This window comes from Methylobacterium sp. D53M (assembly GCF_053345625.1).
On sequence record NZ_JBKFAL010000020.1, the window covers coordinates 38,191 to 62,883 of the forward strand.

Genomic DNA, 24,693 nt, shown 5'->3' on the forward strand with positions numbered 1-24,693 from the left:
TTGACCTTCCGCCTCGCCCATCTCAGCGATCCGCATGTCGGGCCCCTCGGGCCGGTGCGCCTCCGCCAGCTCCTCGGCAAGCGCGCCACCGGCTACGCCAACTGGCGGCGGGGGCGCTCGCGCAGCCACGACATGACCGTGCTGGAGGCCCTGGTCACCGACCTGAAGGCGCAGGAGGCCGGGCACGTCGCCTGCACGGGCGACCTGTGCAACATCGGCCTGCCCAGCGAGTGGGAGACCGCCCGCACGTTCCTGGAAGCCCTCGGATCCCCCGAAGTGGTGAGCTTCGTGCCGGGCAACCACGACGCCTATGTCCGCGGCTCCCTGGAAGGCCTGCTCGCCGCCTGCGGCCGCTACACGGGGGACGATTCGGGCTCCTGGGGCCACTTCCCGTACCTGCGGCGGCGCGGCCCGCTGGCCCTGGTCGGCCTGTCCAGCGCGATCCCGACGAAGCCCTTCGTGGCGACCGGCCGCCTCGGCGCGTCGCAGCTCGCCGCGGCCGAGACCCTGCTCCGCGCCCTGGCCACCGAGCCCGGTCGTCCGTTCCGTGTGGTGATGATCCACCATCCGCCGCAGCCCGGCGGCGCTTCGCCGGGCCGCGAGCTCAAGGACGCGGCGGCGTTCACCGCGATGATCGGGCGGGCCGGCGCGGACCTGATCCTGCACGGTCACAATCACGTCACCAGCACCGCCCGGATCGCGGGGCCGGACGGGCGGACCGTCCCGGTCATCGGAGCTCCCTCCGCCTCGGCGCGCGCGGACGGTTACGGCGCGATCGCGTCGCGCCGGGCCTCCTACCTGCTGTTCGAGATCGGCCGGGTGGACCAGGGGTTCTCGGTCACGGCCCGTCGGCGGGGCCTCGACGCGTCGGGCACCGTGGGCGATCTCGGCACGCTCGACCTCGGCGCGCCGGGCGACGCCTGAGGGCGTGAGCCGGCACGGCCGTCGTGACGGCGGCGCCGGCCCCATGATCGGCAACGATGCGGTTCAGATGCCGGCGACCGCGAGGTCGGCGCGCTGCTGTCGGCTGAGACTTGCTTCGTAGCGCTCGGCCTGGAGGCGGGTGAGACCGCATATCAACGCGAGTGTCCCGCGATACACGGTATAGGTGCCGTCGTGAGTCGGCCTGACGCGAATCACCTCTGCCATGGGAGCCTGCCTTATGCTGGAGGTTGCCTGCTTTCGTCTGAGGAAATCGTCCCTTCTCGCTGGATTGGCCGGTCGAACGCGCGAACGAGGGCGAGGTTATCAGTCGTTCCAAAGGTGGCAAGGGTCGTATACGTCGAAATGCTTAGGTCCTTCTGCTGCAATGCGGCAAAGCCTTGGCCGGCCTCGCGATCCGCGGGTGCGCAAAAAAGCGGCCGCCGTCTTGCATTTTGAATATGCTGCGCGGGCCGGCCGGGAGCCGCCCGGGCGGTGCGAATCGTAGGATGGATCCCGCCCGTCCGGGCGCGAAAGGACACCCCATGCAGCTCTGGCGTCTGACGGCGACCGACCTCGCGGCCCTGATCCGCTCCGGCCAGGTCTCGGCCCGGGAGGTGGCGCGGGACGCCCTCGACCGGCTCGACGCGGTCAACGGGCGGATCAACGCCGTGGTCGAGCACCGGCCCGAGGACGTGCTGGCGCAGGCGGACGCGGTGGACGCCGCCCGGGCGCGCGGCGAGGCCCCCGGTCCGCTGGCGGGCGTGCCGGTCACCGTCAAGGTCAACGCCGACCAGCGCGGCTTCGCGACGACGAACGGGCTGCGCCTCCAGCGCGATCTCGTGGCGACGGACGACAATCCCGTCGTCGCCAACCTGCGCCGGGCCGGCGCCGTGCTGCTCGGGCGGACCAACACGCCGGCCTTCTCGCTGCGCTGGTTCACCACCAACCAGCTCCACGGCGATACCAAGAATCCCCGCGACCCGGCGCTGACGCCCGGCGGCTCTTCCGGCGGCGCCGGCGCCGCGGTGGCGGCCGGGATCGGGGCCATCGCCCACGGCACCGACATCGCCGGCTCGGTGCGCTACCCGGCCTATGCCTGCGGGGTGCACGGGCTGCGGCCGAGCCTGGGCCGGATCCCGGCCTGGAACGCGTCCTCGCCCGAGCGCGGCATCGGCCCCCAGCTGATGGCGGTCTCGGGCCCGCTCGCCCGCAGCATCGCCGACGTGCGCCTCGGCCTCGAGGTCATGGCGGCGCCCGACCCGCGCGACCCGTGGTGGGTGCCGGCACCGCTCGAGGGACCGCCCGTCGCGCGCGAGGTCGCGCTCTGCGTGCGGCCCGGGGGGCTCGCTACCGCACCGGAGGTCGAGACCGCCCTGCGCGAGGCCGCGCGGCGCCTGCGCGAGGCCGGGTGGGCGGTCACGGAGATCGCCGACACCCCGCCGATCCGGGAGGCGTGCGAGCTGCAGCTCCAGCTCTGGCTCGGCGACGGCTACGCGGCGGTCCGGGCCGCGGCCGAGCGGGAAGGGGATCCGGCGGCGATCGGCCTCCTGGAGAGCTTCCGGCCGCGGGCCGAGGCGATGGCGCCCGACGCCATCGCCCGGGCTCTGACCCGGCGCGCGACGCTGGCGCGGGACTGGGCGCTGTTCCTGGCCGAGAACCCCGTGCTGCTGGTCCCGGTCTCGGGGGAGTTGCCCTTCCCGGACGGGCTCGACCGCACCGGCGATGCCGGGATCGCCCGGGCCTTCGAGGCGAACCTGCTGCAGGTCGGGCTGGCGCCGATCGGCGTCCCGGCGCTCACGGTGACGACGGGCCTCGTCGGGCGGACACCCGTCGGCGTGCAGCTGGTCGCCGCCCGCTACCGGGAAGACCTCTGCCTCGCGGCCGGCGCGGCGATCGAGGCCGGCGGCGTGCCGGAGATGCCGGTCGACCCGGCCTGAGGCGCAACCGCGTCCGCCGGAACCGAACCGTCGCCGCCCCGCTTCTACAACCATTGGTTGCATAAGGCGCGGCATGTCGATGATCGCCACCGGCGGGTGCCTCGGAAGCACCCTGCTCTGTCTCCTGACCGCGTTGTCGGGACCGCTCGTCGCCCTGGCGGGCTTTTTCGGCGGCGGCACGGCCGGGAGCCTGCTGGGCGCACTGGCGGTCGCGGCCCTCGGCCGAGGTCGCGCCTGATCGCGGCGCGGCCGACCTCACGGCCGGCCGGCGGCTCCGAGGTTGGCGAGCAGGGCCGCGAAGAGCCGGGCCCGCTGCGGCAGGGTCTCGATCAGCACGTGCTCCTCCAGGGTGTGGTAGCCCTGGCCCAGCGGTCCGAGCCCGTCGAGGGTCGGGATGCCGTTGGCGCCGGTGAAGTTGCCGTCCGAGCCGCCGCCGGCGCTGCGATGGGGCAGGGGCTGGCCGAGCGCCTCGCTCAGCGCACGCGCCTGCTCGTAGAGCGCCATGCAGCCGGCATCCGGCTCCCAGACCGGCCGGGTCACGCCGCGGGTCACCGTGAAGCGGACGCCGTCCTCCTCGCCCGACAGGGCCAGCATCCGCTCGACGCCGCGGTCGAGGTCGGCCTGCCGCTTGGCCATGCTGAGCGCCTGCCCGCGGCAGACGGTCGGGACGCAGTTCACCCACTGCCCGCCCGAGACGATCCCGGTCGAGACGGTGCAGTCGGCGTCCGACAGCGCGTCGATGGCGAGGATCTTCCGCGCCATCGCGCGGATCGCCGAGCGCCCCTCGTGGGGCGAGGCGCCGGCGTGGCTCGGGCGGCCCAGGGCCTCGAGGTCGAAGCGGGCGATGGCGTAGCGGCCGGTGACGACCCCGTTCTCGGGCTGGCCGGGTTCGGGCACCAGCACGACGGCGTGGCGGGCGGCCTCCGCCTCGATCAGGTCGCGGGTGGAGGGGCTGCCGATCTCCTCGTCGCCGGTGAACAGGACGGTCACCGGCAGCGGCGTCTCGATCCCGGCCGCCGCCAGGGCGCGGATCGCCGCGAGCGCGATGACGTTGCCGCCCTTCATGTCGAGGATGCCGGGACCGTAGGCGCGGTCGCCCTCGATCCGCCACGGCAGGCTCCCGAGGGTGCCGACCGGATGCACCGTGTCGAGGTGGCCGAGCACCAGGATGCCGGGCGCGTCGCGGTCCCGGTGCGGGAACCGGGCGCGGACGCAGTCGCTCAGGCCCATGCGGCCCGGGATCGTCTCGACGGTCGCCCCGAGAAGCGCGAGGTCGCGGGCGGCGACGCCCATCATGCGATTGACCGCCGCCGCGTCGTGGGTGGGGCTCTCGCACAGCACCCAGGGCTGCAGGGTCGCGAGGATCTCGCGCGCGTCGAAGGACAGGTCCGGGATCATCGGGCGTTCTCCTCGGCGAACGGATCGGCGACGCGCGGCCAGTAGAGGCCGGACCGCTTGGTGTAGGGGATCGCGCCGTAATCCGGCGGGACGGCGCCGGGCGCCGCGACGTAGCGGACCTCGCTCGCGATCGGCGCGAAGGCGGCGTAGAAGTGCTGCATCGACTTCACCACGACGATCCGCTTGTCGTCGAGGCTCAGGCCGAGGCCCGTGAACGCGTCGGGCGCGAAGGCCTGCTGGCGCTTGTGGGTCAGCACCACGTGGATCCCGTCCGCCTCCACCCAGGCCGCGGGGCCGAGTTGGGCCCGGCCGCCGCTGAGGCCGGTCTGGCTGTGGTCGTCCGACAGGCCGCGGACCGTGACGCGCAGGTCCACCGGGTTCCCGGAGGTCACGCCGCACTTGCCGCCGATCCGGAGGGTGAAGGTCGCCCCGAGGCCGGCCTCGTGGCAGATGCCGACCGCGCCGGGATCCCAGATCAGGCCGAGCGCCACGTCCGCGATGCCCCGCTCGGCGAGGCGGGCGAGGATCGCGGTGTTGTCGGAGGGTGCGCCCGCGCCGGCATTGTCGGCGAAGTCGGCGAGCACCATCGGGCGCGGGTCGCCGGAGGCGAGCGCCCGGTCGATGGCCGCGTCGATCGTGTCGCAGTGGCTCGCCGCCTCCTCCCGCATCGCCCAGACGGCCCCGGCCAGCTCGTCGGCCAGCGCCTGCGCCTTGCCGGCATCGCCGTCGGCCACGACCAGCATCTTGGCGCCGACGTCGGCCACGTCGCCCCAGGGAAAGCCGTGCCCGAAGGAGACCGACAGGATGCCGTCGCGCCCCTCCAGCGCCTCCATCCGGCGAACGAAGCCCGCGACCGGCTCGCGGCTGGTGCGCCACATGTTGACGATCCGGCAGTCGGCGTAGGCCATCACCGGCCGGATGTCCTTCGCCACGGTCCGGACGACCAGGGGGTACAGGTCGCGGGCGCGGTCGACGATGTCGGTGTGGGGGTATTCCTTGTAGATCACGATGACGTCTGCGCTGGCCCGCATCGTCTCGGTGAGGTGGCAGTGGAGATCGAGCTCGACGCCGATCGTGGCCTCCGGCCCCACGATGGCGCGGACCCGCTCCAGGGTGTCGCCCTCGCAGTCGTCGTAGCCCTCGGCCACCATGGCGCCGTGCATGAACAGCAGCACGGCGTCGACCGGCATCGCGGCCTCCAGGTCCTCCAGCAGGGCGTCGCGCAGCTCCTCGTAGACGGCCCGCAGGGTGATCCCGCCGGGCTGCGCGAAGGTCGAGAGGCTCTCGACGACGGTGTGCCCGTCCGCCTCGGCCAGCGCGCGCCAGGCCTTGAGGCCGATATTGCTGAGGCTCGGCGGGTTCCGGCTGCCGTCCCGGCGGGCGTAGTCGGCGTGGAACGCCGACCGTCCGGTGGGCAGCGGCGCGAAGGTGTTGGTCTCGGTGGCGAGGCCGGCGATGAAGATCTTCAAGGTCCTGTCCCAATCCGTCCCGGCCGCCGGGTCAGGCGGGGCTCGGGGTCAGCGTGATGACCGTCTCGGTCGCCGCGTCCACGGCCGCGCGGCCGTAGAGCATCGGCACGTAGTCCTGGCGCCCCCAGACCGGGGCCAGGTCGGCGTAGTGCGGACTGCCCGGGTCCCCCGACTGGCCCGGCACGTTGATGAAGACCGAGCGGTCCCAGTCGCCCACGTCCACGACCATGCGGAACGAGGCGCCGTGGGTGAGCCGGAACGTGTCGGTCCGGTACTCCGCGTGCATGACCGATGCCGCGGCGCCGCCCACGGGCAGCGGGCCGACATCCCAGCCGGATCCGGGCGCCAGGGCCGTCAGCGGGTGCGCGAACAGCGCGTGGTGCAGGCGGCCCCAGGACCAGCCCGCGGCATCGGTGCCCATCCGCTCCCGGCAGGTGCGAAGGCCGGCGCCGAGGGCGTCTGTGAGCAGGGACGCGCGGGTCGCCGGGTCGAGACCGGTCCCCAGCCGCTCGATCAGGCTCTGCGTGTCGCCGGGCGGGAGGAGGCGGCGCGTCCCGGCATCGGGCACGAGCGCCGCGACCAGGGCCGGGCGGAGGTGCCGCACCCAGACCACCTCGATGAGGGCGGCCGCCGCGGAGCCGTGGTGCAGCGCGCCGTCGAACGCGGCCAGCAGGGCCTGGGCCGCGGCGGCGTCGGGATCGTCCGCCGCCGGCAGGGCGCGCATCAGGTCGGCCAGCCGCCGGGCCGGCTCGGAGACCACGTCGCCCTGGAGCGCCCGCGAATCCGCGAGGCTGTGCCGGTCCTGCCCGCCGAGGACCGCCCGGATGCGGCGGGCGCGCCAGGGCTCGGCCCACTCGAACCCGACCCTCCGGTCCTCCGCGGGATAGTCCGGCGGCAGGTTCATCTCGTTGGCGGTGGCGAGCCAGCCCGCTTCCGGATCGACGCTCCGGGGCAGGGCGCCGGGATCGTGGAAGCCGGCCCAGTCGTAGCGGCCGTCGCCCGGCACCGGCAGCAACCCGTCATGGCCGGGCCGCACCGGCGCCTTGCCGGCCATGAACCACGCGATCCGCCCCGACGCGTCGGCGTAGAGCTGGTTCACCGAGGGTGCGGACCAGTGGCGCAGGGCCTCGCCGAAGGCCTCGGGCGTCGTGGCGCCGAGATAGGCGAGGCTGCCGAGATAGGCGGCAGCGCCGGGCTCCGACCAGACGGTCCGCAGCGCGAAGGCGCGGCCCCTCTCCTCGCGGAGGACCGGCCCGTGCCGGGTGAAGCCGAGGATCACGGTCTCGTCCGGGCCGCCGCGCACCGGGATCCGCTCGGCGACGCGCGCGATCCGTTCCCAGCCGTCGCCGGAGCGGTAGCGGTCGGGATCGGCCGGGTCGGTCTCGCAGACGAACAGGTCCTCCTGATCGATCGGCGCGATCGTGAGGCTGAAGGCGGCGCGGCCGTTATGGCCGATGGAGATGCCGGGCAGGGCCGGCTCGCCGGCCCCGATCACGTCGAGCCCCGGCGCGGTCAGGTGGACGGCGTAGCGCAGCGAGGGCTGCAGGTAGACCCGGTGCGGGTCGCTCGCGAGGATCGGCCGGCCGGTAGCGGTGCGGGACGGCCCGACCACCCAGTTGTTCGAGCCCTCGGCCGGCTCCTTCGCCGCGCCGCGGGGGCCGCGCGTGACGGTTCCGTGCGCGTCCACCTTCGACCAGTCCCAAGCCTCGGCGCGCGTCGCCGCCATCCGGTCCGGGTCGAACCCCACCGTCGCCGTGGCCAGCCTGAAGGCGTCGAGAAGGTCGTCGGGCCAGTCGGCGGCGTCGAGCCCGTCCGGGATGACCGGCTCGTGGGGCGGGCTGATCCGCTTGCGCAGGTCGTCGACGGCGAGCCCGTCCGCCGGGCTCCGAGCCCGGGCGAGCACCCGCGCGCGGGCGACCTCGGAGAGGACGTTGCGGATCAGCGCGTGGCTGCGGATGCGCACCACGTCCTCCGGCTGCCACAGGGCCGGGCGCGTGTCCGTCACGGCGAATTCCGGCGGGCGCAGGTCGGGCCGCGCCCTGGTGAGGGCGACGTAGGCGTTGATCCCCGCCACGAAGGCGGTGACGATCGCCCGCGTGTCCTGCGGCCCGTAGGCCGCCCACTCGGCCGCCATGTCGCCGCGGTAGAGGAACTGCCGGGCGGCCCGGTCCTGGGCGAGGTAGCCGGGTCCGAAATCCGCCGCCAGCAGGCCGAGGCCGCGCTTGCGCCAGAGGTCGAGCTGCCAGAGCCGGTCCCGGGCGGCGTTGAACCCCTGCGCGCGGAACGCGTCGAGCGCGGTGCCGGCGCGGATGTGCGCCAGCCCCCAGCGGTCGACGCGGATCTCCGCCGGCCCGTCGAGGCCGGGGAGGGCGTAGGCCGTCCCGCTCACAGAGCCACTTCGATGAGATGCGGCCCCTTGCTGGCCAGCGCGTTCTGGAACGCCTCGATGAAGTCCGGCAGGGTCTCGACCCGCCGCCCCGCGACGCCGAAGCCGCGGGCGAGGCTCACCCAGTCGATGGCCGGATCGTCGAGGCTGAGCATGCCCAGCGCCTTCGGACCGGGATTGAGCGCGCCGACATTGGTGAGCTCCGCCCGCAGGATCGCGTAGGAGCGGTTCGACCAGACGAGCGTCACCACGTCGAGGTGCTCGCGGGCCTGGGTCCAGAGCGCCTGCACCGTGTAGAGCCCGCTGCCGTCGGCCTGCAGGTTGATGACCTTGCGGTCGGGGCAGGCCACGGCGGCGCCGGTCGCCATCGGGATGCCGAGGCCGATCGAGCCGCCGCTGAGCTGCAGCCAGGTGTGGGGCGCGGCATCCCGGGTCAGGGCGAAGAAGTTGCGGCCCGTGGTGATCGACTCGTCGCAGATCACCGCGCCCTCGGGGATCAGTGCGCCGAGCACCTGCCCGATCGTGTCCTGGTCGAGGGGACCGGAGGTCGGGAGCTTCGGGCGCGGCCCGACGGCGACCGGCTCGGCCGGCGGGGCCGCGACGGCCTCGGCGAGCCGCTCAAGGGCGTCGATCTGGTCCTCCTCGGGCGTAGCCAGCGTGATCGTGGTGCTGCCCTCCGGCGCCAGCAGGCTCGGCTTGCCCGGATAGGCGAAGAAGCCCACCGGCGGCGTCGCGCCGATCAGGATGATGTGGCGGAAGCCCTTCAGGGCGTCGATGCCCTGGTCGATCGGGTAGGGGAGGCGCTCGATTGGCACGGTGCCGGCGCCGCGATCGATCCGGGCGTTGGAGGTCATCGCCATCAGCCGGGCGCCGGTCTTGCGGGCGATCCGGTCCGCGATGACCCGGCCCTCGCCCCGCACGGCCCGGTCGCCGAGATGCAGGAGCACCGGCTCGCCGCTCTGGAGAGCCTTCACGGCCGCCGCGATTGCGTCGTCGCCGGCCCGCGCCCGCTCGGGGATCGGCGGCACCGGCGCGGGGCCGGCGCCGGGATCCCAGGCGGTGTTGGCCGGCAGGATCAGGGTCGCGACCTGTCCCGGGGCGGTCCGGGCTGCCGCGATGGCGGCGGCGCCGTCGGAGCCGATCTCGGTCGCGCTCATGCCGGTCCGCACCCAGGAGGACATCGGGTGGGCCAGCCCCTCGATGTCCGAGGTGAGCGGCGCGTTGTACTCGCGGTGGTAGGTGGCGTGCTCACCGACGATGTTGACGACGGGGGTGCGCGCCTTCTTGGCGTTGTGGAGGTTGGCCAGCCCGTTGGCGAGCCCGGGCCCCAGATGGAGCAGGGTCGAGGCCGGCTTGTCGGCCATGCGGGCGTACCCGTCGGCGGCGCCGGTCGCCCCGCCCTCGAACAGGAACAGGACGCAGCGCATGCCCTCGACCCGGTCGAGGGCGGCGACGAAGTGCATCTCGGAGGTGCCGGGATTGGTGAAGCAGACCTCGACCCCGCCCTCCACGAGAGTCCGGACCAAGCTCTCGGCCCCGTTCATGGCGCGCGGCGTCTCGTCGGTCACGGGCGTCTCCTTCGGGGGCCGGCCGTCCGGGCCGGCGACTCGCATTTTTTATTATCGTGGCGCAGCGGGCGCCACGCGCAAGGGGCGACGTCCGGCATCTTCTGTTCGCCGGACGCAGGGCCTAAGCCTGAGCGTGGCGCGGGAATTGCGCCCGGCGCGCCGCAACTTCGACGATTGGGATCCGGATGACATCTCGCCGCCTGATTGCCGCCGCCCTGGCGGGTACCGTGGCCCTGACGGGATCGGCCAGCGCCGAGAGCGTCCTGCGCATCGCCATGACGGCGAGCGACATTCCCACCACGACGGGCATGCCCAACAACGGCTTCGAGGGGATGCGCTTCCTCGGCTACCCGATCTTCGAGGGGCTGGTGCAGTGGGACCTCAAGAGCACCACCAAGCTCGCCGGCATCGTCCCGGCGCTGGCTGAGCGCTGGGAGCAGGACCCGAACGACAAGACGGTCTGGACCTTCCACCTGCGCCAGGGCGTGAAGTTCCACGACGGGACGCCGTTCAACGCCGACGCGGTGATCTGGAACCTCGACCGCTACTTCAAGAACGACAGCCCGCAATTCGAGCCGCAGGGCGCGGGCATCTCTCGGGCGCGGGCGCCGCTGGTCGGGAGCTACAGGAAGATCGACGATTCGACCGTGCAGATCACCACCACGCAGGTCGCCTCGTACTTCCCCTACATGGTGGTCTACCTGCTCTTCACCTCGCCCGCCTCCTTCGAGAAGGCCGGGCGCGACTGGAGCAAGGTCGCGGCCCTGCCGGCGGCCGGCACCGGCCCGTTCCGGATCACCCGCGTCGCCCCGCGGGAGGCGGTCGATCTCGCCAAGTTCGACGGCTACTGGGACCCGAACCGGATGGCCAAGGTCGACAAGGTCCGGCTGCTGCCGATCCCGGAGGCGAATGCCCGCGTCGCCGCCCTGCGGGCCGGCCAGGTCGACTGGATCGAGGTGCCGGCGCCCGACGCGATCCCGTCGATGAAGCAGGCGGGCTTCACCATCACCACGGGCTCGTACCCGCATGTCTGGCCCTACTTTTTCAACATGGGCGCCAAGGACAGCCCGCTGAAGGACGTCCGCGTCCGGCAGGGCCTGAACTACTGCATCGACCGGGCCGGGATCGTGGAGCTCCTCAACGGCACCGCCGAGCCCGCGAGCGGGTGGCTGAACGACCGGGACCCGAATTTCGGCAGCCCGAAGAACCGCTACACCTTCGACGCCGCGAAGGGGAAGGCGCTGCTGGCCGAGGCCGGCTACACCGACAAGAAGCCGCTGAGCCTCAAGGTGATGATCTCCTCCTCCGGCTCGGGGCAGATGCTGCCGATGCCGATGAACGAGTACCTGCAGGAGAACCTGAAGCAGGCCTGCAACGTCGACCTGACCTTCAACGTGGTCGAGTGGCAGGTGCTGCTGAATGCCGGCCGCGCGCTCCCCGACGCGCCGACCCTCCAGGGCGCGATGGCGCTCAACGTCTCGTCGCCCTCGTCGGACCCGGCCGTCATGGCGCGCTACTTCGCGGGGGACCGGTTCCCGCCGGCCGGCTTCAACTTCCCCAACTGGAAGGACGACGCGTTCGACGCCGCCCTCAAGGCGCTCGCCGAGACCACCGACGCGAAGGTGATCGACGCCCAGACCAAGGTCGCCCACGAGCGCCTCGTGGACAATCCGCCCTGGCTGTTCGTCGTCCACGACCTCAATCCCCGCGGGATGTCCAAGAAGGTCCAGGGTTTCGTCTCGCCGCAATCCTGGTTCGTCGACCTCACCCTCGTCAGCGTGCAGTGACCCCATGCCCGACATCGATCCCGTACACGCCTCCGCGGCCGAGCTCGGCCGCGCGATCCAGGCGCGGACCCTATCGCCGGTCGACGCCGTCGACGCCCTCCTCGGCCGGATCGACCGGCTGGAGCCGAAGCTCCAGGCCTTCACGGAGGTCTTCACCGCCGATGCCCGCCTCGCTGCCGAGGGGGCCGACCGGGCGATCCGGTCCGGCCACGCCGTGGGGCCGCTCCACGGCGTCCCGGTCGTGCTCAAGGACCTGATCGACCTGGAAGGCCGGATCACCATGGGTGGCTCGGCCGCCCACCGGGCGCGCCGGGCCGCGCGCACCGCGACGATCGCCCGGCGCCTCATCGGCCAGGGCATGATCGTGCTCGGCAAGACCCATACGGTCGAGTTCGCCTACGGCGGCTGGGGCACGAACCAGCATCTCGGCACGCCGTGGAATCCCTGGGACGCCGAGACGCCGCGCACCCCCGGCGGGTCGAGCAGCGGCACCGGCGTGTCGGTGGCGGCCCGCATGGCGCCCTGGGGCATCGGCACCGATACCGGCGGCTCGGTGCGCCTGCCGGCCTCCTTCTGCGGGCTGACGGGCCTCAAGGTGACGGTCGGGCGCGTCTCGACCTGGGGGATCGTGCCCCTCTCGATGACCCTCGACACGCCCGGACCGCTGGCCCGCACCGTGGAGGACACGGCGCTGCTCTACGAGGCGATCTCCGGCCCCGATCCCCGCGATCCGACGACCCGCGGGGTCGCGCCGGACGCGCCCTGGCCGACGCTGAACCGCGGGGTCCGCGGCCTGCGCCTCGGCCGGATGCCGGCCTCGGAGCGGGACGGGGTCGCCCCCGACATGCTGGCCGCCTACGACGCGGCCCTCGACCTCCTGGCCCGGCAGGGCGCCGAGATCGTCGACGTCGTCCTGCCGTTCCGGTTCAGCGACTGCGTGGCCATGAGCCAGATCACCAACGCGGAGGCGTACTTCGTCAACGGGGATCTGGCGGAGGATCCGTCCGCCCAGCTCGGCGACGCCGTCCGGGCCCGGATCCTGGCCGGCGCGAACGTCTCGGCCCAGGAGTATCTCGGCACGCTCCACCGCCGGGCCACGATGAAGCAGCAGTACGACGCCGCCCTCGCGGGCATCGACGCCCTCCTGACGCCGACCACGGAGAGCGCGGCCGTCGCGCTCGACGCCGTCGACGAGGCGCACCTCCCGTCGCGCTTCACCCGTTTCGGCAACCTGCTCGATCTCTGCGCCCTGGCGCTGCCGAACGGCTTCACCGCGTCCGGGCTGCCGCTCTCGCTGCAGATCGTCTGCCGCGGCTACGAGGAGACGACGGCGCTGCGGATCGGACAGGCCTACCAGCGCGCGACCGACTGGCACCTGCGCCGGCCGCCGGTGTGAGACCCGCGGAGTCTCGGCGCCTCCGGCGTTCGGCAGCGGACCTGCCGACGCCCCCATCCTGCGGGAGACCGCGGGCGATCCGGTGACGCGGAGACGGGATCCACGGCCCCGTCAGGCCCGCCAGAAGGTCAACAGCCACCAGACGCCCGTCAGAACGAACCAGAGGAATCTCACACCTCTGATGAGTTCATTGATCCCGAGGTACTCCGGGAGGAAGCCGCCCAGGCAGGCCACATAGATGAAGGCGATGACCGTGGCCGTGGCCGGCGTGAGGATCCCGAATCCCCAGACCGCGGCGGCGACGGCGAGGCCGAACGCGCACAGGCCGAAGGCGAGAAGGACGGGATGCGCCGCGCACCACTCCGCCACCCTGTCGTTGTCTGCGGACACGTGCTGCATGTGCGCCCCCGAATCGATGACTGACATCGACCATAAGGGCCGCGGCGTCCGGTTCTCGTGACGACGCGCACAGGATCGGCGCGGGCCCGGCGGCGGATCCACATCCTGCGTGCGGCGGTGCCGGAGCGCGGCCGCGTCAGGCTGCGCCGTTCGGGGACGGATCGATCACGCGGCCGGAACCTGCCCGGCCACGACGACGCCGAGCGTGTCGAGGAGCGACGACCGGGCACGGCTGACCCGGCTCTTCACGGTGCCGACCTGGCAGCCGAGCATGACCGCGGCCTCCTCGTAGGTGTGGCCCTCGGCACCCACCAGCAGCAGCGCCTGGCGCTGCGCGGAGGGCAGGTCGCCGAGACGCTCCCAGACGACCTTGAGGGTGCTGGCATCCTCCTGGTCGGACGGGCTGGTCATCTGCCCGGCATGCGTCCCGTCCACGTCCTCCACCTCCCGCCGCGTCTTGCGCAGGTCGGTGTAGAACTGGTTGCGCAGGATCGTGAACAGCCACGCGGTGAAGTTGGTGCCGGGCCGGAACCGCTGCTGGTTGGCCCAGGCCTTCACGAAGGTCTCCTGCACCAGGTCGTCGGCGCGGCTCACGTCGCCCACGAGCGACAGGGCGAAGGTGCGCAGGGCCGGCAGGGCCTTGATGATGTCGCCGCGGAAGTCGAAGGGGACCGTCTCGCCGTGCGCCGTGACCGCCGCCTCGAAGCGGGACACCAGGGCCGCGAGCTGCGCCGGCAGGGGCTCCAGCTCCACGACCTTGAAATACTCCCGGATCGGCAGGGCGAGGTGCTGGCCGATGGAAGCGGCGTAGCCGGCCCCGTCCCGGGTGCCCGCGCCTCCGTCTGGCCGGTCCGCAGCGTCCTCAGTCATGAACGGTTCCGCCTCCAACGCTGGTATACTGGAATAGCTCTAACGTCGGTAGCGGTGGAATCCTGAACCGATGCCAAACGCTCCCAATTGTGACAGGGAATTTAAGCATGGTGACCGGGGTGACAACGGCGGCCGGATCCGGGCCCCCGGGCTGGCAGCGGCGGGCCGGTCGATGCAGAGTGCGCAGCGTCAGGAGAGCGGGATGACCCACGATCACGCGCAGCACGCGCATGGCCACGACGATCACCACCACGATCATCACCACGGCAGCGACCTGTCGCCGGTCGAGGCCCGGGTGCGCGCCCTGGAATCGCTGCTGACCGAGAAGGGCTACGTCGACCCGGCGGCCCTCGATGCCCTGGTCGAGCTCTACGAGACCAAGGTCGGCCCCCACGCGGGGGCCCGGGTCGTGGCCCGGGCCTGGACAGATCCCGCCTTCCGGGCGCGGCTCCTGGCCGACGCCACGCCGGCCATCGCCGAGTTGGATATCGGCGGCCGCGGCGGCGAGCACATGGTGGTGGTCGAGAACACGCCGGAGATCCACAACCTCGTCGTCTGCACCCTGTGCTCCTGCTACCCGTGGCCGGTGCTCGGCCTGCCCCCGGTCTGGTACAAGGCGCCGCCCTACCGGGCGCGGGCGGTGATCGACCCGCGCGGCGTGCTCGCCGAGTTCGGCGTGACGCTGCCGGAAACCACCCGCATCACCGTCTGGGACTCGACGGCCGAGACCCGCTACATGGTCCTGCCGATGCGCCCGGCCGAGACCGAGGGCTTCTCCGAGGAGGCCCTGGCCGCCCTCGTCACCCGCGATTCCATGATCGGTACGGGCCTGCCCAGGGCGATCCCGGTCGCGCCCGCGGAGATGCCGGTATGAACGGAGCCCAGGATCTCGGCGGGGCGCACGGCTTCGGGCCGGTGGTGCCGGAGCCGGACGAGCCGGTCTTCCACGCCGCGTGGGAGCGCCGCGTCTTCGCGCTGGCCATGGCTATGGGCTACACGGGCGCCTGGAACCTCGACGGCAGCCGGGCCAACCGCGAATCCCTGCCGCCGGCGGAATATCTCGCGTCGAGCTACTACGAGATCTGGCTCAGGGCGCTGGAGAAGCAGGTCGTCGGCACCGGGCTGGTGACGCCGGCCGAACTGGCGAGCGGCCGATCCGCGGAGAAGGCCAAGCCCGTCGCGCGGGTCCTGGCCCGCGAGGGCCTGGAGCAGCGCTTCCGGGCCGGCTTCCCGAGCAGCCGCGCCGCCGATGCCCCGGCGCGCTTCGCGGTCGGCGACGCCGTCCTGGCGCGCAACAGCCACCCGACCGGCCACACGCGGCTGCCCCGTTACGTGCGCGGCAAGCGCGGCCGGATCGTGCGCGTCGACGGGGTCTACGTCTTCCCCGACACCAACGCCTACGGGTCGGGTGAGAACCCGACCTGGCTCTACACGGTCGCCTTCACCGCGCAGGAGCTGTGGGGCGAGAGCGGCGACCCGGGCGGAGTCGTCACGGTGGCGGCCTTCGAACCGTACCTGGACCCCGCGTGACCGCGCCGTCGCCCAGCCCCTTCGCGGCGCCCTGGGAGGCGCAGGTCTTCGCCCTGGTGGTCTCCCTGCGCGAATCCGGGCTGTTCACGTGGTCGGAATGGGCGGACCGCCTCGGCCGCCAGATCCGCCCCACCGAGGCCCCCGAGCAGGCGGCCGATTACGGCGCGTGGCTCGCGACGCTGGAAGCGCTCCTGGCGGAGCGGGGCGTGGCGGGGCCCGAGAGCGTCGCGGCGCGGACCGAGGCCTTCCTGCGGGCCGCGGAGGCGACGCCCCACGGCCAGCCGATCCGCCTGGAGAACGACCCGCTCTACCGGCCCTAAACCCGCAGGCTGTCGAGCGGCACCGGCGCGGCGTGCGATCGGCCGCTCATCAGCTGGTCGAGCAGCGCCAGGACCTCGGCCCGCCCGCAATTGCGGGCGGGCTCGAACGGCGTCCAGGTCTGGGTGAAGTCGAGGCGCTCGAACACGTCGCGGTAGCGGCGCAGCTCGCTCGGCGTGAGCGGCACCCCGCGCACGAAGGCCTTGTGGGCCGAGATCGTGGTGGCGCGTCGGAAATCCGCCGGGTCGAGCTCGAACTTCAGGGCGTCGCCGCAGAAGCAGATCTTTCGCCCACGGTCGTACAGGATCGCGTGGCCATCGAAATGGCCCGCGGTGCGGTGCAGTTCCAGCCCCGGCAGCGGCTCGAGGAAATCGTCGTAGGGCCAGCTCACTTGCAGCGCCGCGCTCCACGTGAAATCGGCCGCCGGCAGGCACAGTTCCGGGTCGAACCGGTCCTGGAGCTGCGTCAGCGCCCCGTAGGAATGCGGGTGCGAGGCCGAGAGCACAGCCATCCCGCCGAGCCGCTCGATCTGGTCGAGGGCGGCCTCGCTGAAGACCGGGCAGCCCTCGAAGCCCATGTTCCCGTGCTCGGTCTGGATCAGGTAGGCGGACGGCCCGATGCCGGAGACCGGCTCGTTCCAGAAGCGCCAGACGCCCGGCTCGAGCTCCTGCCAGTGGCAGGGAAAGGCCTCCTGCGCCTCGCGGGCGGTGCGGAAGCGCCAGCCGTCCTGCGGCACGACGTGGCGGGCGTCGAGGCACATCGGGCAGGCGGCCGGCGTCTCGAAGTGCCGCTGCCAGAACCCGCAATTGTCGCAGGTGTAGGCGGGCAGCTTCAGGGCGCCCGCGAAGGGCAGATAGCCGGGCATCGTCTGGGACCTTCCTCGGAGCAGTGTCTATAAGATGGCCCCGGTTCAGCCGCCCTCTCCGTCATCGCGAGCGCAGCGAAGCGACCCAGGGCAGCGCGACACCGGGGAGCGTAGCGCCGGCTGGATTGCTTCGCTCCGCTCGCAAAGACGGCGGCACGCCTATCAACCGGAACGGGTGTAACAGGCGGCGCGGTCGGTTACAGCCGTCAGGTCCGCCCGGGCAGGCGGCGCGCCGACCGGGCGGCGTGGACGGTGCCGGCGAGGCCGACGAGGGCCAAGCCGACGAGGCCGCCGACCACGACGTCGCGGGTGCGGCTCGTGACGAACTCGGCGCGGCTCGCCTTGGTCCGACCGGAGAAGCGCCCGTCGATCCCGGCCGGGCCGGGCACGGGGGCCTCGAGATTGCCCGCCATCTCGGGGATGGTCTCGTCGGAGAGCTGGGCCGACCACATGGAGGCGGCCTTGCGGTCGGCGAGCGCCGGCGCCAGCGCCTGGGCGGCCGCCATCATCACCGAGGACCGGCCGACCCAGACCTCCCGGCGCGGGTGCTCGACCGCGTACAGAATCGCGTCGGCGCAGAGCCGCGGGTCGAAGACCGGGTCCGGCGCGTACTGGCGGTGGCCGGTGCGGTTGCGCGCCCAGTTGAACTGCGGCGTGTTGACCGCCGGCAGGTAGATCACGCTGAGGCTGACATTGACCCGGTCGTGCATCAGCTCGCAGCGCAGGGCGTCGGTGAAGCCCGAGACCGCGAACTTGGCCGCGCAGTAGGGCGCCTGCAGGGGCGCCGCCCGGATCGCGAGGCCCGACGAGACCTGGATGATCGCGCCGCGGTCGCGCCGCTTCATGTAGCGCAGGGCGGCGAGCGTCCCGTAGACCTGGCTGAGATAGGTGGTCTCGGTCACCCGCCGGTACTCGTCCGGGGTGATTCGGTCGGCCGGGTTCACCACCGTCGACATGGCGTTGTTCACCCACGCGCGGATCGGGCCGAGCTCGCGCTCGACCCGCTCGGCGGCCGCGTCCACGGCCTCCGGGTCGGCGACGTCGGCGCCGATCGCCAGCACCGGCTGCCCGTAGGCGGCGAGCGCCCGCTCGGCCGCGGAGAGGCGGCCGGGATCCCGCGCGATCACCGCGACCGACCAGCCGCGCGCGGCGAATTCATGCGCGGTGGCGAGCCCGATTCCGGCCGTGCCCCCCGTAACGACCGCAACCCGTGCCATACCGACCTCATCCGCGACAAACCGAACCGGCAACACGGTGCGGCGCGCTCGGTTGCGCCGCCCGATTGGGCCGGAACGTCACGGGGACACCTATCGCGACGCCGATTTCGCGGACCGGGACGCAACGTCCGACCGCGGCCGCTGTTGACTGCCTGTACCGCGTCATGCCGAACCATCGAGGGTCGCAGCCATGCGCACTGGACGACGCTTCTCCCTCTTCTCGCTCCCGATCGATCCCTGGCCGCAGGCGTCCCTGGCCGAGCGGACCGCCGTCGGGATGGTCCTGACCGGCCTGCTGCTCGTGCCGGCCTGCGCGGTCGGGGCCGCGCTCCTCGTGTTCACGACGCTCGCGGCCCACGTGTACTGGTCCTACGATCTCGGCGCCTCCCTGCACGCGTTCATCGCCCGGCATGCCGGGGCCGCCGTCGCGCGGCGCGGCCGGCTCGTCCACAAGGCCTGACGCGCGGGAGCGGATCGACGTCCGGGCGGCGTTGAGCCGTGCCGGTTCACACGGCCCGGCCGCGCGGCCCCCGCGATCCCTGTGCGTTCGCCTCGGTCCGATTTGACCTGACGGTCTCTCGTGGGCCAGTCAGGTTCGGAACCGAGAGATCGCCATGTTCCGTACCCTGATGTCTGCGCGGCGCTTCGCGCCGCTGTTCTGGTGCCAGTTCTTCTCGGCGTTCAACGACAATTTTCTGAAGAACGCGCTCGCCTTCCTGATCCTGTTCGGGATCGGCGGCCAGGCGGACGCCCATGCCGGCGTCCTCGTGACGCTCGCGAGCGCCGTGTTCATCGGGCCGTTCTTCATCCTGTCGGGTCTCGGCGGCCAGTGGGCCGACCGCTACGACAAGGCGCTGATGGCGCGGCGGCTCAAGTTCGCCGAGATCTTCGCGGCCGGCACCGCCGTGCTCGGCTTCCTCCTGCACTCGATCCCGGTTCTGTTCGTGGCGCTCGGCCTGTTCGGGACGATCGCGGCGCTGTTCGGCCCGATCAAGTACGGGATCCTGCCGGACCATCTCCGGCGCGAGGAGCTGCCTGCCGGCAACGCCCTCGTGGAGGCGGCGACCTTCCTGGCGATCCTGCTCGGCACGATCGCGGCCGGCGCGGCCTCAGCGATGGGCGGCTCGGGACTCGTGTTCGGCGTGCTGGTGATGGGCTTCGCCGTCCTGTGCTGGCTCTCGGCCCGGATGATCCCGGCGACCGGCGAGGGCGCCCCGGACCTGCGCGTCGACCCGAACGTCGCCCGCTCGACCTACGCGCTGCTGCGCGACCTCTGGGCCGACACGCGGCTGTGGCGCGGCTCGCTCACGGTGAGCTGGTTCTGGCTGGTCGGCGTGGTGGTGCTGTCGCTGCTGCCGGTGCTGGTGCGCGGCGCCTTCAACGGCACCGAGACGGTGATCACGCTGCTGCTCGCGCTGTTCTCGATCGGCATCGCGGTCGGCTCCGGCCTCGCCTCGTGGCTCGCCAGCGGCCGGATCGTGCTGCTGCCGACGCCGGTCGGCGCGGTGCTGATGGGCCTGTTCGGCCTCGACCTCGCCTGGACGGTCGGCCACCTGCCGGCGCCGCCCGCGGAGCCGATCGGCCCCCTCGGCTTCCTGCAGACCGGCCACGGCCTGCGCACCGGGATCGACTTCCTCGGTCTCGCGATCTCCGGCGGCCTCTACATCGTCCCGTCCTTCGCGGCCGTGCAGGCCTGGGCCGAGAAGGCGATGCGCGCCCGGATCATCGGCGCGGTCAACGTCATGACGGCGGCCTTCATGGTCGCCGGCACCCTGGCGCTGGCGGCGCTGCAGGGCGCGGGCCTCACGATCGCGAGCCTCCTCGCGGTGGTGGCGGTGCTGAACCTGATCGTCGGCGCGCTCGTGTTCGCGACCCTGCCGACGAGCCCGTTCCGCGACTTCCTGTCGATCCTGTTCCGGGCGTTCTACCGGCTGGAGGTTCGCGGCTTCGACAACCTCGCGGCGGCCGGCCCGAACGCCATCATCGCCCTCAACCACGTCTCGTTCCTCGACGCGCCGCTCGCGCTGTCGCTCCTCGAGCAGGAGCCGGTCTTCGCCATCGACAGCGGGATCGCGCAGCGCTGGTGGGTGCGCCCGTTCCTGCGCATCACCAAGGCGATGCCGCTCGACCCGACCCGGCCGCTCGCCACCCGGACGCTGATCAACGCGGTCAAGAGCGGCGAGACCCTGATCATCTTCCCCGAGGGCCGGCTCACGGTCACCGGCAGCCTGATGAAGGTCTACGACGGCGCCGGGCTGATCGCCGACAAGTCGGGCGCGATGGTCGTCCCGGTGAAGCTCGACGGCCTGGAGCGCACCGTCTTCTCGCGGCTGTCGCGCGGGCAGGTGCGCCGCCGCTGGTGGCCCAAGGTGACCGTGACGGTCATGCCGCCGGTGCGGCTGACCGTGGACCCCGCGCTCAAGGGCAAGGCGCGGCGGCAGGCGGCGGGCGCCGCCCTCTACGGGATCATGTCGGACCTCGTGTTCCGCACCGCCGACATCGACCGCGGCCTGATGGCGGCGCTGATCGAGGCGGGCGAGCGCCACGGCTGGAGCCGCAACGCCCTGGAGGATCCGGTCGGCGGCCGCCTCAGCTACAGCCGGCTCGTGATGGGCGCCAACATCCTCGGCCGCAAGCTGATGCCGCTGGCGCCCGTGGGCGGTCGGATCGGCGTCATGCTGCCGAACGCCAACGGCGCCGCGGTGACGCTGTTCGCCCTCGCCTCCGCGGGCCGGGTGCCGGCGATGATCAATTTCTCCGCTGGCCCCGCCAACGTGCTCTCGGCCTGCCGGGCCGCGGAGGTCAGCAGGATCCTGACCTCCCGGGCCTTCATCGAGAAGGGGCGGCTGGGGTCGCTCGTGGAGGCGATCCGCGGCTCGGTCGAGCTGATCTACTTGGAGGACGTGCGGGCCGGGATCACGACGGGGGACAAGATCCGCGGCCTCCTGGCGCCGCGCCGCCCCCTGGTGGCGCGCGCCGGCGAGGATCCGGGGGCGGTGCTGTTCACCTCGGGCAGCGAGGGCACGCCGAAGGGCGTGGTGCTCGCCAACCGCTGCATGCTCGCCAACGTGGCGCAGGTGGCGGCCCGGATCGATTTCGGCCCGATGGACAAGGTGTTCAACGTCCTGCCGGTGTTCCACGCCTTCGGGCTCACGGCCGGGCTGGTCCTGCCCCTGGTCTCGGGGGTGCCGGTCTACCTCTACCCGTCGCCGCTGCACTACCGGATCGTGCCGGAGCTGATCTACGGCTCGAACAGCACCGTCCTGTTCGGGACCGACACGTTCCTCACGGGCTACGCCCGGTCGGCTCATTCCTACGACCTGCGCTCCCTGCGCTACGTCGTGGCCGGCGCCGAGGCCGTGAAGGAGACCACCCGGAAGACCTGGGCGGAGAAGTTCGGGCTGCGCATCCTGGAGGGCTACGGCGTCACCGAGTGCGGCCCGGTCGTCGCCCTCAACACGCCGATGTTCAACCGGTTCGGCACGGTCGGGCGGATCCTGCCCGGTATCGAGACCCGCCTCGAGCCGGTGCCGGGAATCGACGAGGGCGGCCGCCTGTCCCTGCGCGGGCCGAACATCATGCTGGGCTACCTGCGCGCCGAGAAGCCCGGCGTGCTGGAGCCGCCGCCGGGCGGCTGGCACGACACGGGCGACATCGTGGCGATCGACCCGATGGGCTTCGTGACCATCAAGGGCCGGGCCAAGCGCTTCGCGAAGATCGCCGGCGAGATGGTGTCGCTCGCCGGGATCGAGTCCCTGGCCGCCGAGCTCTGGCCCGACCGTCCGAGCGCCGTCGCGGCGGTGCCGGATGCGCGCAAGGGCGAGCGGCTGATCCTGTTCACGCAGGAGAAGGGCGCGACCCGGGCCGCCTACCAGAGCTTCGCCAAGGGCCGCGGCGCCTCCGACGTCGCGATCCCCGCCGAGGTGTTGGTGCTGGACGCGATCCCGATGCTCGGCACCGGCAAGGTCGACCAAGTGGCCGTCACGAAGCTCGCGCTGGAGCGGGCGAAGGAGAACGCGGCGGCCTGACGGTCGCGGCCGGGCCTCCCGCGTCACCCAAACGGGGGATGCGGGGCTCCCCGGGATCCGCTCGTATCGTGAATACAGCCGTGATTCGAACCGCTTGCCGCGTTCGGGGCGCGGGTCTGGAGGGGGACTCGGTACGCAACGGCGAGGGACAGATCATGCGGAAGGGCAGGCGAGTTCCGGCTTGGCTGGCGAGGCGGACCTACTTCAAGCGGATCGAGCGCTGGGCGAAGCCCGGCAAGGCGCGCAAGGCGGCGCAGCCCCCCGAGACACCGGCCGCCGCGATGCCCTCCAACGTCGTGCCGTTCCCGATCCGGATGAATCGGCCGGATCGCCCCGCCTTCGAGGACCTGCGGGGCGTCGGCACGGCCTAGAGGCCGGCTCCGCCGGGGGCTTGCCGGGCGCGCGGGAACACGGGATCCTGCGCCGTCGGAGCCGAGACCGGGAGGATGCGTGCCGCACGACGGGTCGGATCCGCGCGCGTCGGCGCCTCCCCGGAAGCGGGCGAGGGGCCTGCGCGCGGCGCTCGGGGCGACGGCGCTCGGTCTCGGCCTCCTGGGGGCCGGCACCGCCGCGCTCTGGCGCTACGCCGACGCGCTGCCGCCCCTCGACCTGGCCGCGGCCGAATCACGCTCGACGGTGGTGCTGGATCGGTCCGGCACGCTGCTGCGCCCCTTCGCGACCGCGGACGGGCGCTGGCGCCTGCCGGTCACCGCGGAGGCGGTCGATCCGCGCTACCGGGCGATGCTGCTCGCCTACGAGGATCGCCGCTTCGCCGCGCATCCCGGCATCGACCCGGCCGCGGTGCTGCGCGCCGCCGGCCAGTGGCTGACGCGCGGCCGCATCGTGTCCGGCGCCTCCACCCTGTCGATGCAGGTGGCGCGCCTCGTCGAGCCGCGGCGCGAGCGGTCGCTCGAGGCCAAGCTCCGCCAGATGGCGCGGGCGGTCGCGCTGGAGCGGCGCCTCGGCAAGGCCGGGTTGCTCGACCTCTACCTGGCGCTGGCCCCCTACGGCGGCCCGCTGGAGGGCGTGCGCGCGGCGAGCGTCGCCTATTTCGGGCGCGAGCCGGTCCGGCTGACCGCCGCGCAGGCGGCCCTGCTCGTCGCCCTGCCGCAATCGCCCGAGACCCGCCGTCCGGACCGGTTCCCCGAGCGCGCCCGCGCCGCCCGCGACCGGGTCCTGGCGGTGGCCGTCGCGCGGGGCATCCTCACGGCGGCGGAGGCCGAGGCCGCCCGGGCCGAGCCGGTGCCGACGACGCGCAAGCCGTTCCCGATGCTCGCGGCGCACGCCGCCGAGGAGGCGGTGGCGGCCGATCCCGGTGCCGCCACGATCCGCCTCGCGATCGACGGGCGCCTGCAGGAGCGACTGGAAACCCTGGCGGCCGAGCGCGCCGCCGCCGCCGGCCCGGACCTCTCGGCCGCGATCCTCGTCCTCGACAACCGCGACGGCCGGGTGCTCGCCCAGGTCGGCAGCGCCGGGTACCTGGACCCCGCCCGGCGCGGCGCCATCGACATGACCCTGGCGGTGCGCTCGCCCGGCTCCGCGCTGAAGCCCTTCGTCTACGCCATGGCCTTCGCGGACGGTCTCGCGCATCCCGAGACCCTGCTGGAGGATCGCCCGGCGCGCTTCTCGGCGAGCTACGCGCCGGAGAATTTCGACCTGACCTTCCAGGGCACGGTCACGGCCCGGCGGGCCCTGCAGCTCTCGCTGAACGTGCCGGCGGTCGAGCTGATGGACGCGGTCGGTCCCGCCCGCTTCATCGCCCGGCTGCGCGCCGCCGGGGCCGGGATCCAGCTCCCGCGGGAGGCGGCCCCGGGGCTGCCGGTCGCGCTGGGCGGCCTCGGCATCACGGTCACCGACCTCGCCCGGCTCTACGCGGGGCTCGCCCGCGGCGGCGCGGTTCCGGACCTGCTGCGCCGCGCCGACGGGGTCGCGGCCGAATCCCGGCACCGCGTCGCCGAGCCCGTGGCGTCCTGGTACGTCGCCGACATCCTGCGCGGGACACCGCCGCCGGAGAACGCCCTGCCGAACCGCATCGCCTACAAGACCGGCACCTCCTACGGGTACCGCGACGCCTGGGCCGCCGGCTTCGACCGCCACGCGACGATCGTCGTCTGGGCCGGGCGCCCGGACGGCGCCGCGGTGCCGGGGCTCGTGGGCCGCACCGTCGCGGCGCCGATCCTGTTCGACGCCTTCGCGCGCCTCGGGATCGAGACCGAGCCGGTCCCCCAGCCGCGGGACGCGCTGGTGGTCGGGACGGCGGGCCTGCCGCCGCCGCTGCGGCACCTGCGGCGCGAGGCGGCCGAGGCGGCGGGACCGTCGCTGCGGATCGCCTATCCGCCGGACGGGGCGCGGATCGATCTCGGCCTCGCGGCGGACCGGCACGCCGCCGCGGAGGGCGGTCCGGGTCTCGCCCTCAAGGCTCTGGGCGGCGTACCGCCGCTCACCTGGCTGGTCGACGGTCAGCCGGTCGTGCAGACGCCGCGGCGGAAGGCCGAGTGGGCCCCGGGGGGCGCGGGCTTCGCGCGGATCTCGGTCCTGGACGCGACCGGCGCCAGCGACAGCGTGTCCGTCCGCCTCGAGTGAGCCGACGGCGGGTTCCCT

At 73.2% G+C, this 24,693-nt stretch carries 21 protein-coding genes; 12 read left to right on the plus strand and 9 right to left on the minus strand.

Annotated elements, in window-relative coordinates; translation table 11 throughout:
* Positions 1–924 (plus strand): metallophosphoesterase family protein, encoded by a 924-nt coding sequence (locus ACLBYG_RS23440; RefSeq protein WP_447683072.1) that lies wholly within the window; start codon positions 1–3, stop codon positions 922–924.
* A gap of 63 nt (positions 925–987) precedes the next feature.
* On the opposite strand, the gene ACLBYG_RS23445 is transcribed toward ACLBYG_RS23440, so the two are convergent.
* On the minus strand, positions 988–1,149 hold the full coding sequence (locus tag ACLBYG_RS23445) for a hypothetical protein (protein ID WP_012317896.1): 162 nt from the start codon (positions 1,147–1,149) through the stop codon (positions 988–990).
* A 317-nt stretch (positions 1,150–1,466) separates the two neighbouring features.
* On the opposite strand from ACLBYG_RS23445, the gene ACLBYG_RS23450 reads away from it, so the two are divergent.
* Positions 1,467–2,861 carry an amidase family protein gene (locus ACLBYG_RS23450; RefSeq protein ID WP_447683073.1) on the plus strand — a complete coding sequence of 465 codons (1,395 nt, stop codon included), beginning with the start codon at positions 1,467–1,469 and terminating at the stop codon, positions 2,859–2,861.
* A 73-nt stretch (positions 2,862–2,934) separates the two neighbouring features.
* Positions 2,935–3,099: a hypothetical protein gene (locus ACLBYG_RS23455; RefSeq protein ID WP_447683074.1), complete on the plus strand. Its 165-nt coding sequence runs from the start codon at positions 2,935–2,937 to the stop codon at positions 3,097–3,099.
* 17 nt (positions 3,100–3,116) lie between these two features.
* Here ACLBYG_RS23455 and ACLBYG_RS23460 read toward each other — a convergent pair whose 3' ends face one another.
* The 4 genes from ACLBYG_RS23460 to ACLBYG_RS23475 are packed head-to-tail and all read right to left on the minus strand — an operon-like array spanning position 3,117 to position 9,658.
* On the minus strand, positions 3,117–4,259 hold the full coding sequence (locus tag ACLBYG_RS23460) for a M20/M25/M40 family metallo-hydrolase (RefSeq protein ID WP_447683075.1): 1,143 nt from the start codon (positions 4,257–4,259) through the stop codon (positions 3,117–3,119).
* On the minus strand, positions 4,256–5,728 hold the full coding sequence (locus ACLBYG_RS23465) for a M81 family metallopeptidase (RefSeq protein WP_447683076.1): 1,473 nt from the start codon (positions 5,726–5,728) through the stop codon (positions 4,256–4,258). Before ACLBYG_RS23465 ends, ACLBYG_RS23460 begins: the two co-directional genes overlap by 4 nt.
* A 31-nt stretch (positions 5,729–5,759) precedes the next feature.
* The gene (locus ACLBYG_RS23470) at positions 5,760–8,117 is read right to left on the minus strand and encodes a penicillin acylase family protein (protein WP_447683077.1); all 2,358 of its coding nucleotides are present in this window, start codon (positions 8,115–8,117) and stop codon (positions 5,760–5,762) included.
* A complete protein-coding gene (locus tag ACLBYG_RS23475; protein ID WP_056526133.1) occupies positions 8,114–9,658 on the minus strand; it encodes an acetolactate synthase large subunit in 1,545 nt (514 codons plus the stop codon). Before ACLBYG_RS23475 ends, ACLBYG_RS23470 begins: the two co-directional genes overlap by 4 nt.
* 209 nt (positions 9,659–9,867) lie before the next feature.
* Between ACLBYG_RS23475 and ACLBYG_RS23480 the strand changes: the two genes are divergently transcribed.
* Complete coding sequence (locus tag ACLBYG_RS23480; RefSeq protein WP_447683078.1) at positions 9,868–11,469, plus strand: ABC transporter substrate-binding protein; 1,602 nt, start codon at positions 9,868–9,870, stop codon at positions 11,467–11,469.
* 4 nt (positions 11,470–11,473) lie between these two features.
* Positions 11,474–12,865: an amidase gene (locus ACLBYG_RS23485; RefSeq protein WP_447683079.1), complete on the plus strand. Its 1,392-nt coding sequence runs from the start codon at positions 11,474–11,476 to the stop codon at positions 12,863–12,865.
* A 111-nt stretch (positions 12,866–12,976) separates the two neighbouring features.
* On the opposite strand, the gene ACLBYG_RS23490 is transcribed toward ACLBYG_RS23485, so the two are convergent.
* Together ACLBYG_RS23490 and ACLBYG_RS23495 are read right to left on the minus strand one after the other, a co-directional pair.
* Positions 12,977–13,264 carry a hypothetical protein gene (locus ACLBYG_RS23490; RefSeq protein WP_447683080.1) on the minus strand — a complete coding sequence of 96 codons (288 nt, stop codon included), beginning with the start codon at positions 13,262–13,264 and terminating at the stop codon, positions 12,977–12,979.
* 165 nt (positions 13,265–13,429) lie between these two features.
* The gene (locus ACLBYG_RS23495) at positions 13,430–14,134 is read right to left on the minus strand and encodes a sigma-70 family RNA polymerase sigma factor (RefSeq protein WP_091924839.1); all 705 of its coding nucleotides are present in this window, start codon (positions 14,132–14,134) and stop codon (positions 13,430–13,432) included.
* Positions 14,135–14,336: 202 nt separating this feature from the next.
* On the opposite strand from ACLBYG_RS23495, the gene nthA reads away from it, so the two are divergent.
* From nthA to ACLBYG_RS23510, 3 genes are read left to right on the plus strand one after another with little or no spacing between them, the layout of a single operon-like run.
* A complete protein-coding gene (gene nthA / locus ACLBYG_RS23500) occupies positions 14,337–15,008 on the plus strand; it encodes a nitrile hydratase subunit alpha (RefSeq protein WP_091681267.1) in 672 nt (223 codons plus the stop codon).
* On the plus strand, positions 15,005–15,664 hold the full coding sequence (gene nthB / locus ACLBYG_RS23505; RefSeq protein WP_020093712.1) for a nitrile hydratase subunit beta: 660 nt from the start codon (positions 15,005–15,007) through the stop codon (positions 15,662–15,664). Before nthA ends, nthB begins: the two co-directional genes overlap by 4 nt.
* Positions 15,661–15,984 carry a nitrile hydratase accessory protein gene (locus ACLBYG_RS23510; protein WP_056525624.1) on the plus strand — a complete coding sequence of 108 codons (324 nt, stop codon included), beginning with the start codon at positions 15,661–15,663 and terminating at the stop codon, positions 15,982–15,984. Before nthB ends, ACLBYG_RS23510 begins: the two co-directional genes overlap by 4 nt.
* Here ACLBYG_RS23510 and ACLBYG_RS23515 read toward each other — a convergent pair.
* Positions 15,981–16,847, minus strand: a complete 867-nt coding sequence (locus tag ACLBYG_RS23515) for an MBL fold metallo-hydrolase (protein ID WP_447683081.1) — start codon at positions 16,845–16,847, stop codon at positions 15,981–15,983. The two genes, ACLBYG_RS23510 and ACLBYG_RS23515, sit on opposite strands and share 4 nt — an antisense overlap.
* Positions 16,848–17,053: 206 nt before the next feature.
* The gene (locus ACLBYG_RS23520; protein WP_447683082.1) at positions 17,054–18,064 is read right to left on the minus strand and encodes an SDR family oxidoreductase; all 1,011 of its coding nucleotides are present in this window, start codon (positions 18,062–18,064) and stop codon (positions 17,054–17,056) included.
* Positions 18,065–18,254: 190 nt separating this feature from the next.
* Here ACLBYG_RS23520 and ACLBYG_RS23525 point away from each other — a divergent pair, with 190 nt between their 5' ends.
* From ACLBYG_RS23525 to pbpC, 4 genes are all read left to right on the plus strand, one after another.
* Positions 18,255–18,524, plus strand: coding sequence for a hypothetical protein (locus ACLBYG_RS23525; RefSeq protein WP_020093716.1), 270 nt, complete (start codon positions 18,255–18,257; stop codon positions 18,522–18,524).
* A gap of 154 nt (positions 18,525–18,678) precedes the next feature.
* Entirely contained in the window at positions 18,679–22,092 is a 3,414-nt protein-coding gene (locus ACLBYG_RS23530; protein WP_447683083.1) for an acyl-[ACP]--phospholipid O-acyltransferase, read from the plus strand.
* A 155-nt stretch (positions 22,093–22,247) separates the two neighbouring features.
* Positions 22,248–22,463 (plus strand): hypothetical protein, encoded by a 216-nt coding sequence (locus tag ACLBYG_RS23535; RefSeq protein ID WP_020093718.1) that lies wholly within the window; start codon positions 22,248–22,250, stop codon positions 22,461–22,463.
* A gap of 79 nt (positions 22,464–22,542) precedes the next feature.
* On the plus strand, positions 22,543–24,675 hold the full coding sequence (gene pbpC / locus ACLBYG_RS23540; protein ID WP_447683084.1) for a penicillin-binding protein 1C: 2,133 nt from the start codon (positions 22,543–22,545) through the stop codon (positions 24,673–24,675).
* Positions 24,676–24,693 lie beyond the last annotated feature (18 nt).

What these genes read in the sequence shown, in the direction of transcription:
- ACLBYG_RS23445 (WP_012317896.1), bottom strand. Translation starts at nt 1,149, where the DNA reads ATGGCAGAGGTGATTCGCGTCAGGCCGACTCACGACGGCACCTATACC.
- ACLBYG_RS23450 (WP_447683073.1), top strand. Translation starts at nt 1,467, where the DNA reads ATGCAGCTCTGGCGTCTGACGGCGACCGACCTCGCGGCCCTGATCCGC.
- ACLBYG_RS23455 (WP_447683074.1), top strand. Translation starts at nt 2,935, where the DNA reads ATGTCGATGATCGCCACCGGCGGGTGCCTCGGAAGCACCCTGCTCTGT.
- ACLBYG_RS23460 (WP_447683075.1), bottom strand. Translation starts at nt 4,259, where the DNA reads ATGATCCCGGACCTGTCCTTCGACGCGCGCGAGATCCTCGCGACCCTG.
- ACLBYG_RS23475 (WP_056526133.1), bottom strand. Translation starts at nt 9,658, where the DNA reads ATGAACGGGGCCGAGAGCTTGGTCCGGACTCTCGTGGAGGGCGGGGTC.
- ACLBYG_RS23480 (WP_447683078.1), top strand. Translation starts at nt 9,868, where the DNA reads ATGACATCTCGCCGCCTGATTGCCGCCGCCCTGGCGGGTACCGTGGCC.
- ACLBYG_RS23485 (WP_447683079.1), top strand. Translation starts at nt 11,474, where the DNA reads ATGCCCGACATCGATCCCGTACACGCCTCCGCGGCCGAGCTCGGCCGC.
- ACLBYG_RS23490 (WP_447683080.1), bottom strand. Translation starts at nt 13,264, where the DNA reads ATGCAGCACGTGTCCGCAGACAACGACAGGGTGGCGGAGTGGTGCGCG.
- ACLBYG_RS23495 (WP_091924839.1), bottom strand. Translation starts at nt 14,134, where the DNA reads ATGACTGAGGACGCTGCGGACCGGCCAGACGGAGGCGCGGGCACCCGG.
- nthA (WP_091681267.1), top strand. Translation starts at nt 14,337, where the DNA reads ATGACCCACGATCACGCGCAGCACGCGCATGGCCACGACGATCACCAC.
- nthB (WP_020093712.1), top strand. Translation starts at nt 15,005, where the DNA reads ATGAACGGAGCCCAGGATCTCGGCGGGGCGCACGGCTTCGGGCCGGTG.
- ACLBYG_RS23515 (WP_447683081.1), bottom strand. Translation starts at nt 16,847, where the DNA reads ATGCCCGGCTATCTGCCCTTCGCGGGCGCCCTGAAGCTGCCCGCCTAC.
- ACLBYG_RS23520 (WP_447683082.1), bottom strand. Translation starts at nt 18,064, where the DNA reads ATGGCACGGGTTGCGGTCGTTACGGGGGGCACGGCCGGAATCGGGCTC.
- ACLBYG_RS23525 (WP_020093716.1), top strand. Translation starts at nt 18,255, where the DNA reads ATGCGCACTGGACGACGCTTCTCCCTCTTCTCGCTCCCGATCGATCCC.
- ACLBYG_RS23530 (WP_447683083.1), top strand. Translation starts at nt 18,679, where the DNA reads ATGTTCCGTACCCTGATGTCTGCGCGGCGCTTCGCGCCGCTGTTCTGG.
- ACLBYG_RS23535 (WP_020093718.1), top strand. Translation starts at nt 22,248, where the DNA reads ATGCGGAAGGGCAGGCGAGTTCCGGCTTGGCTGGCGAGGCGGACCTAC.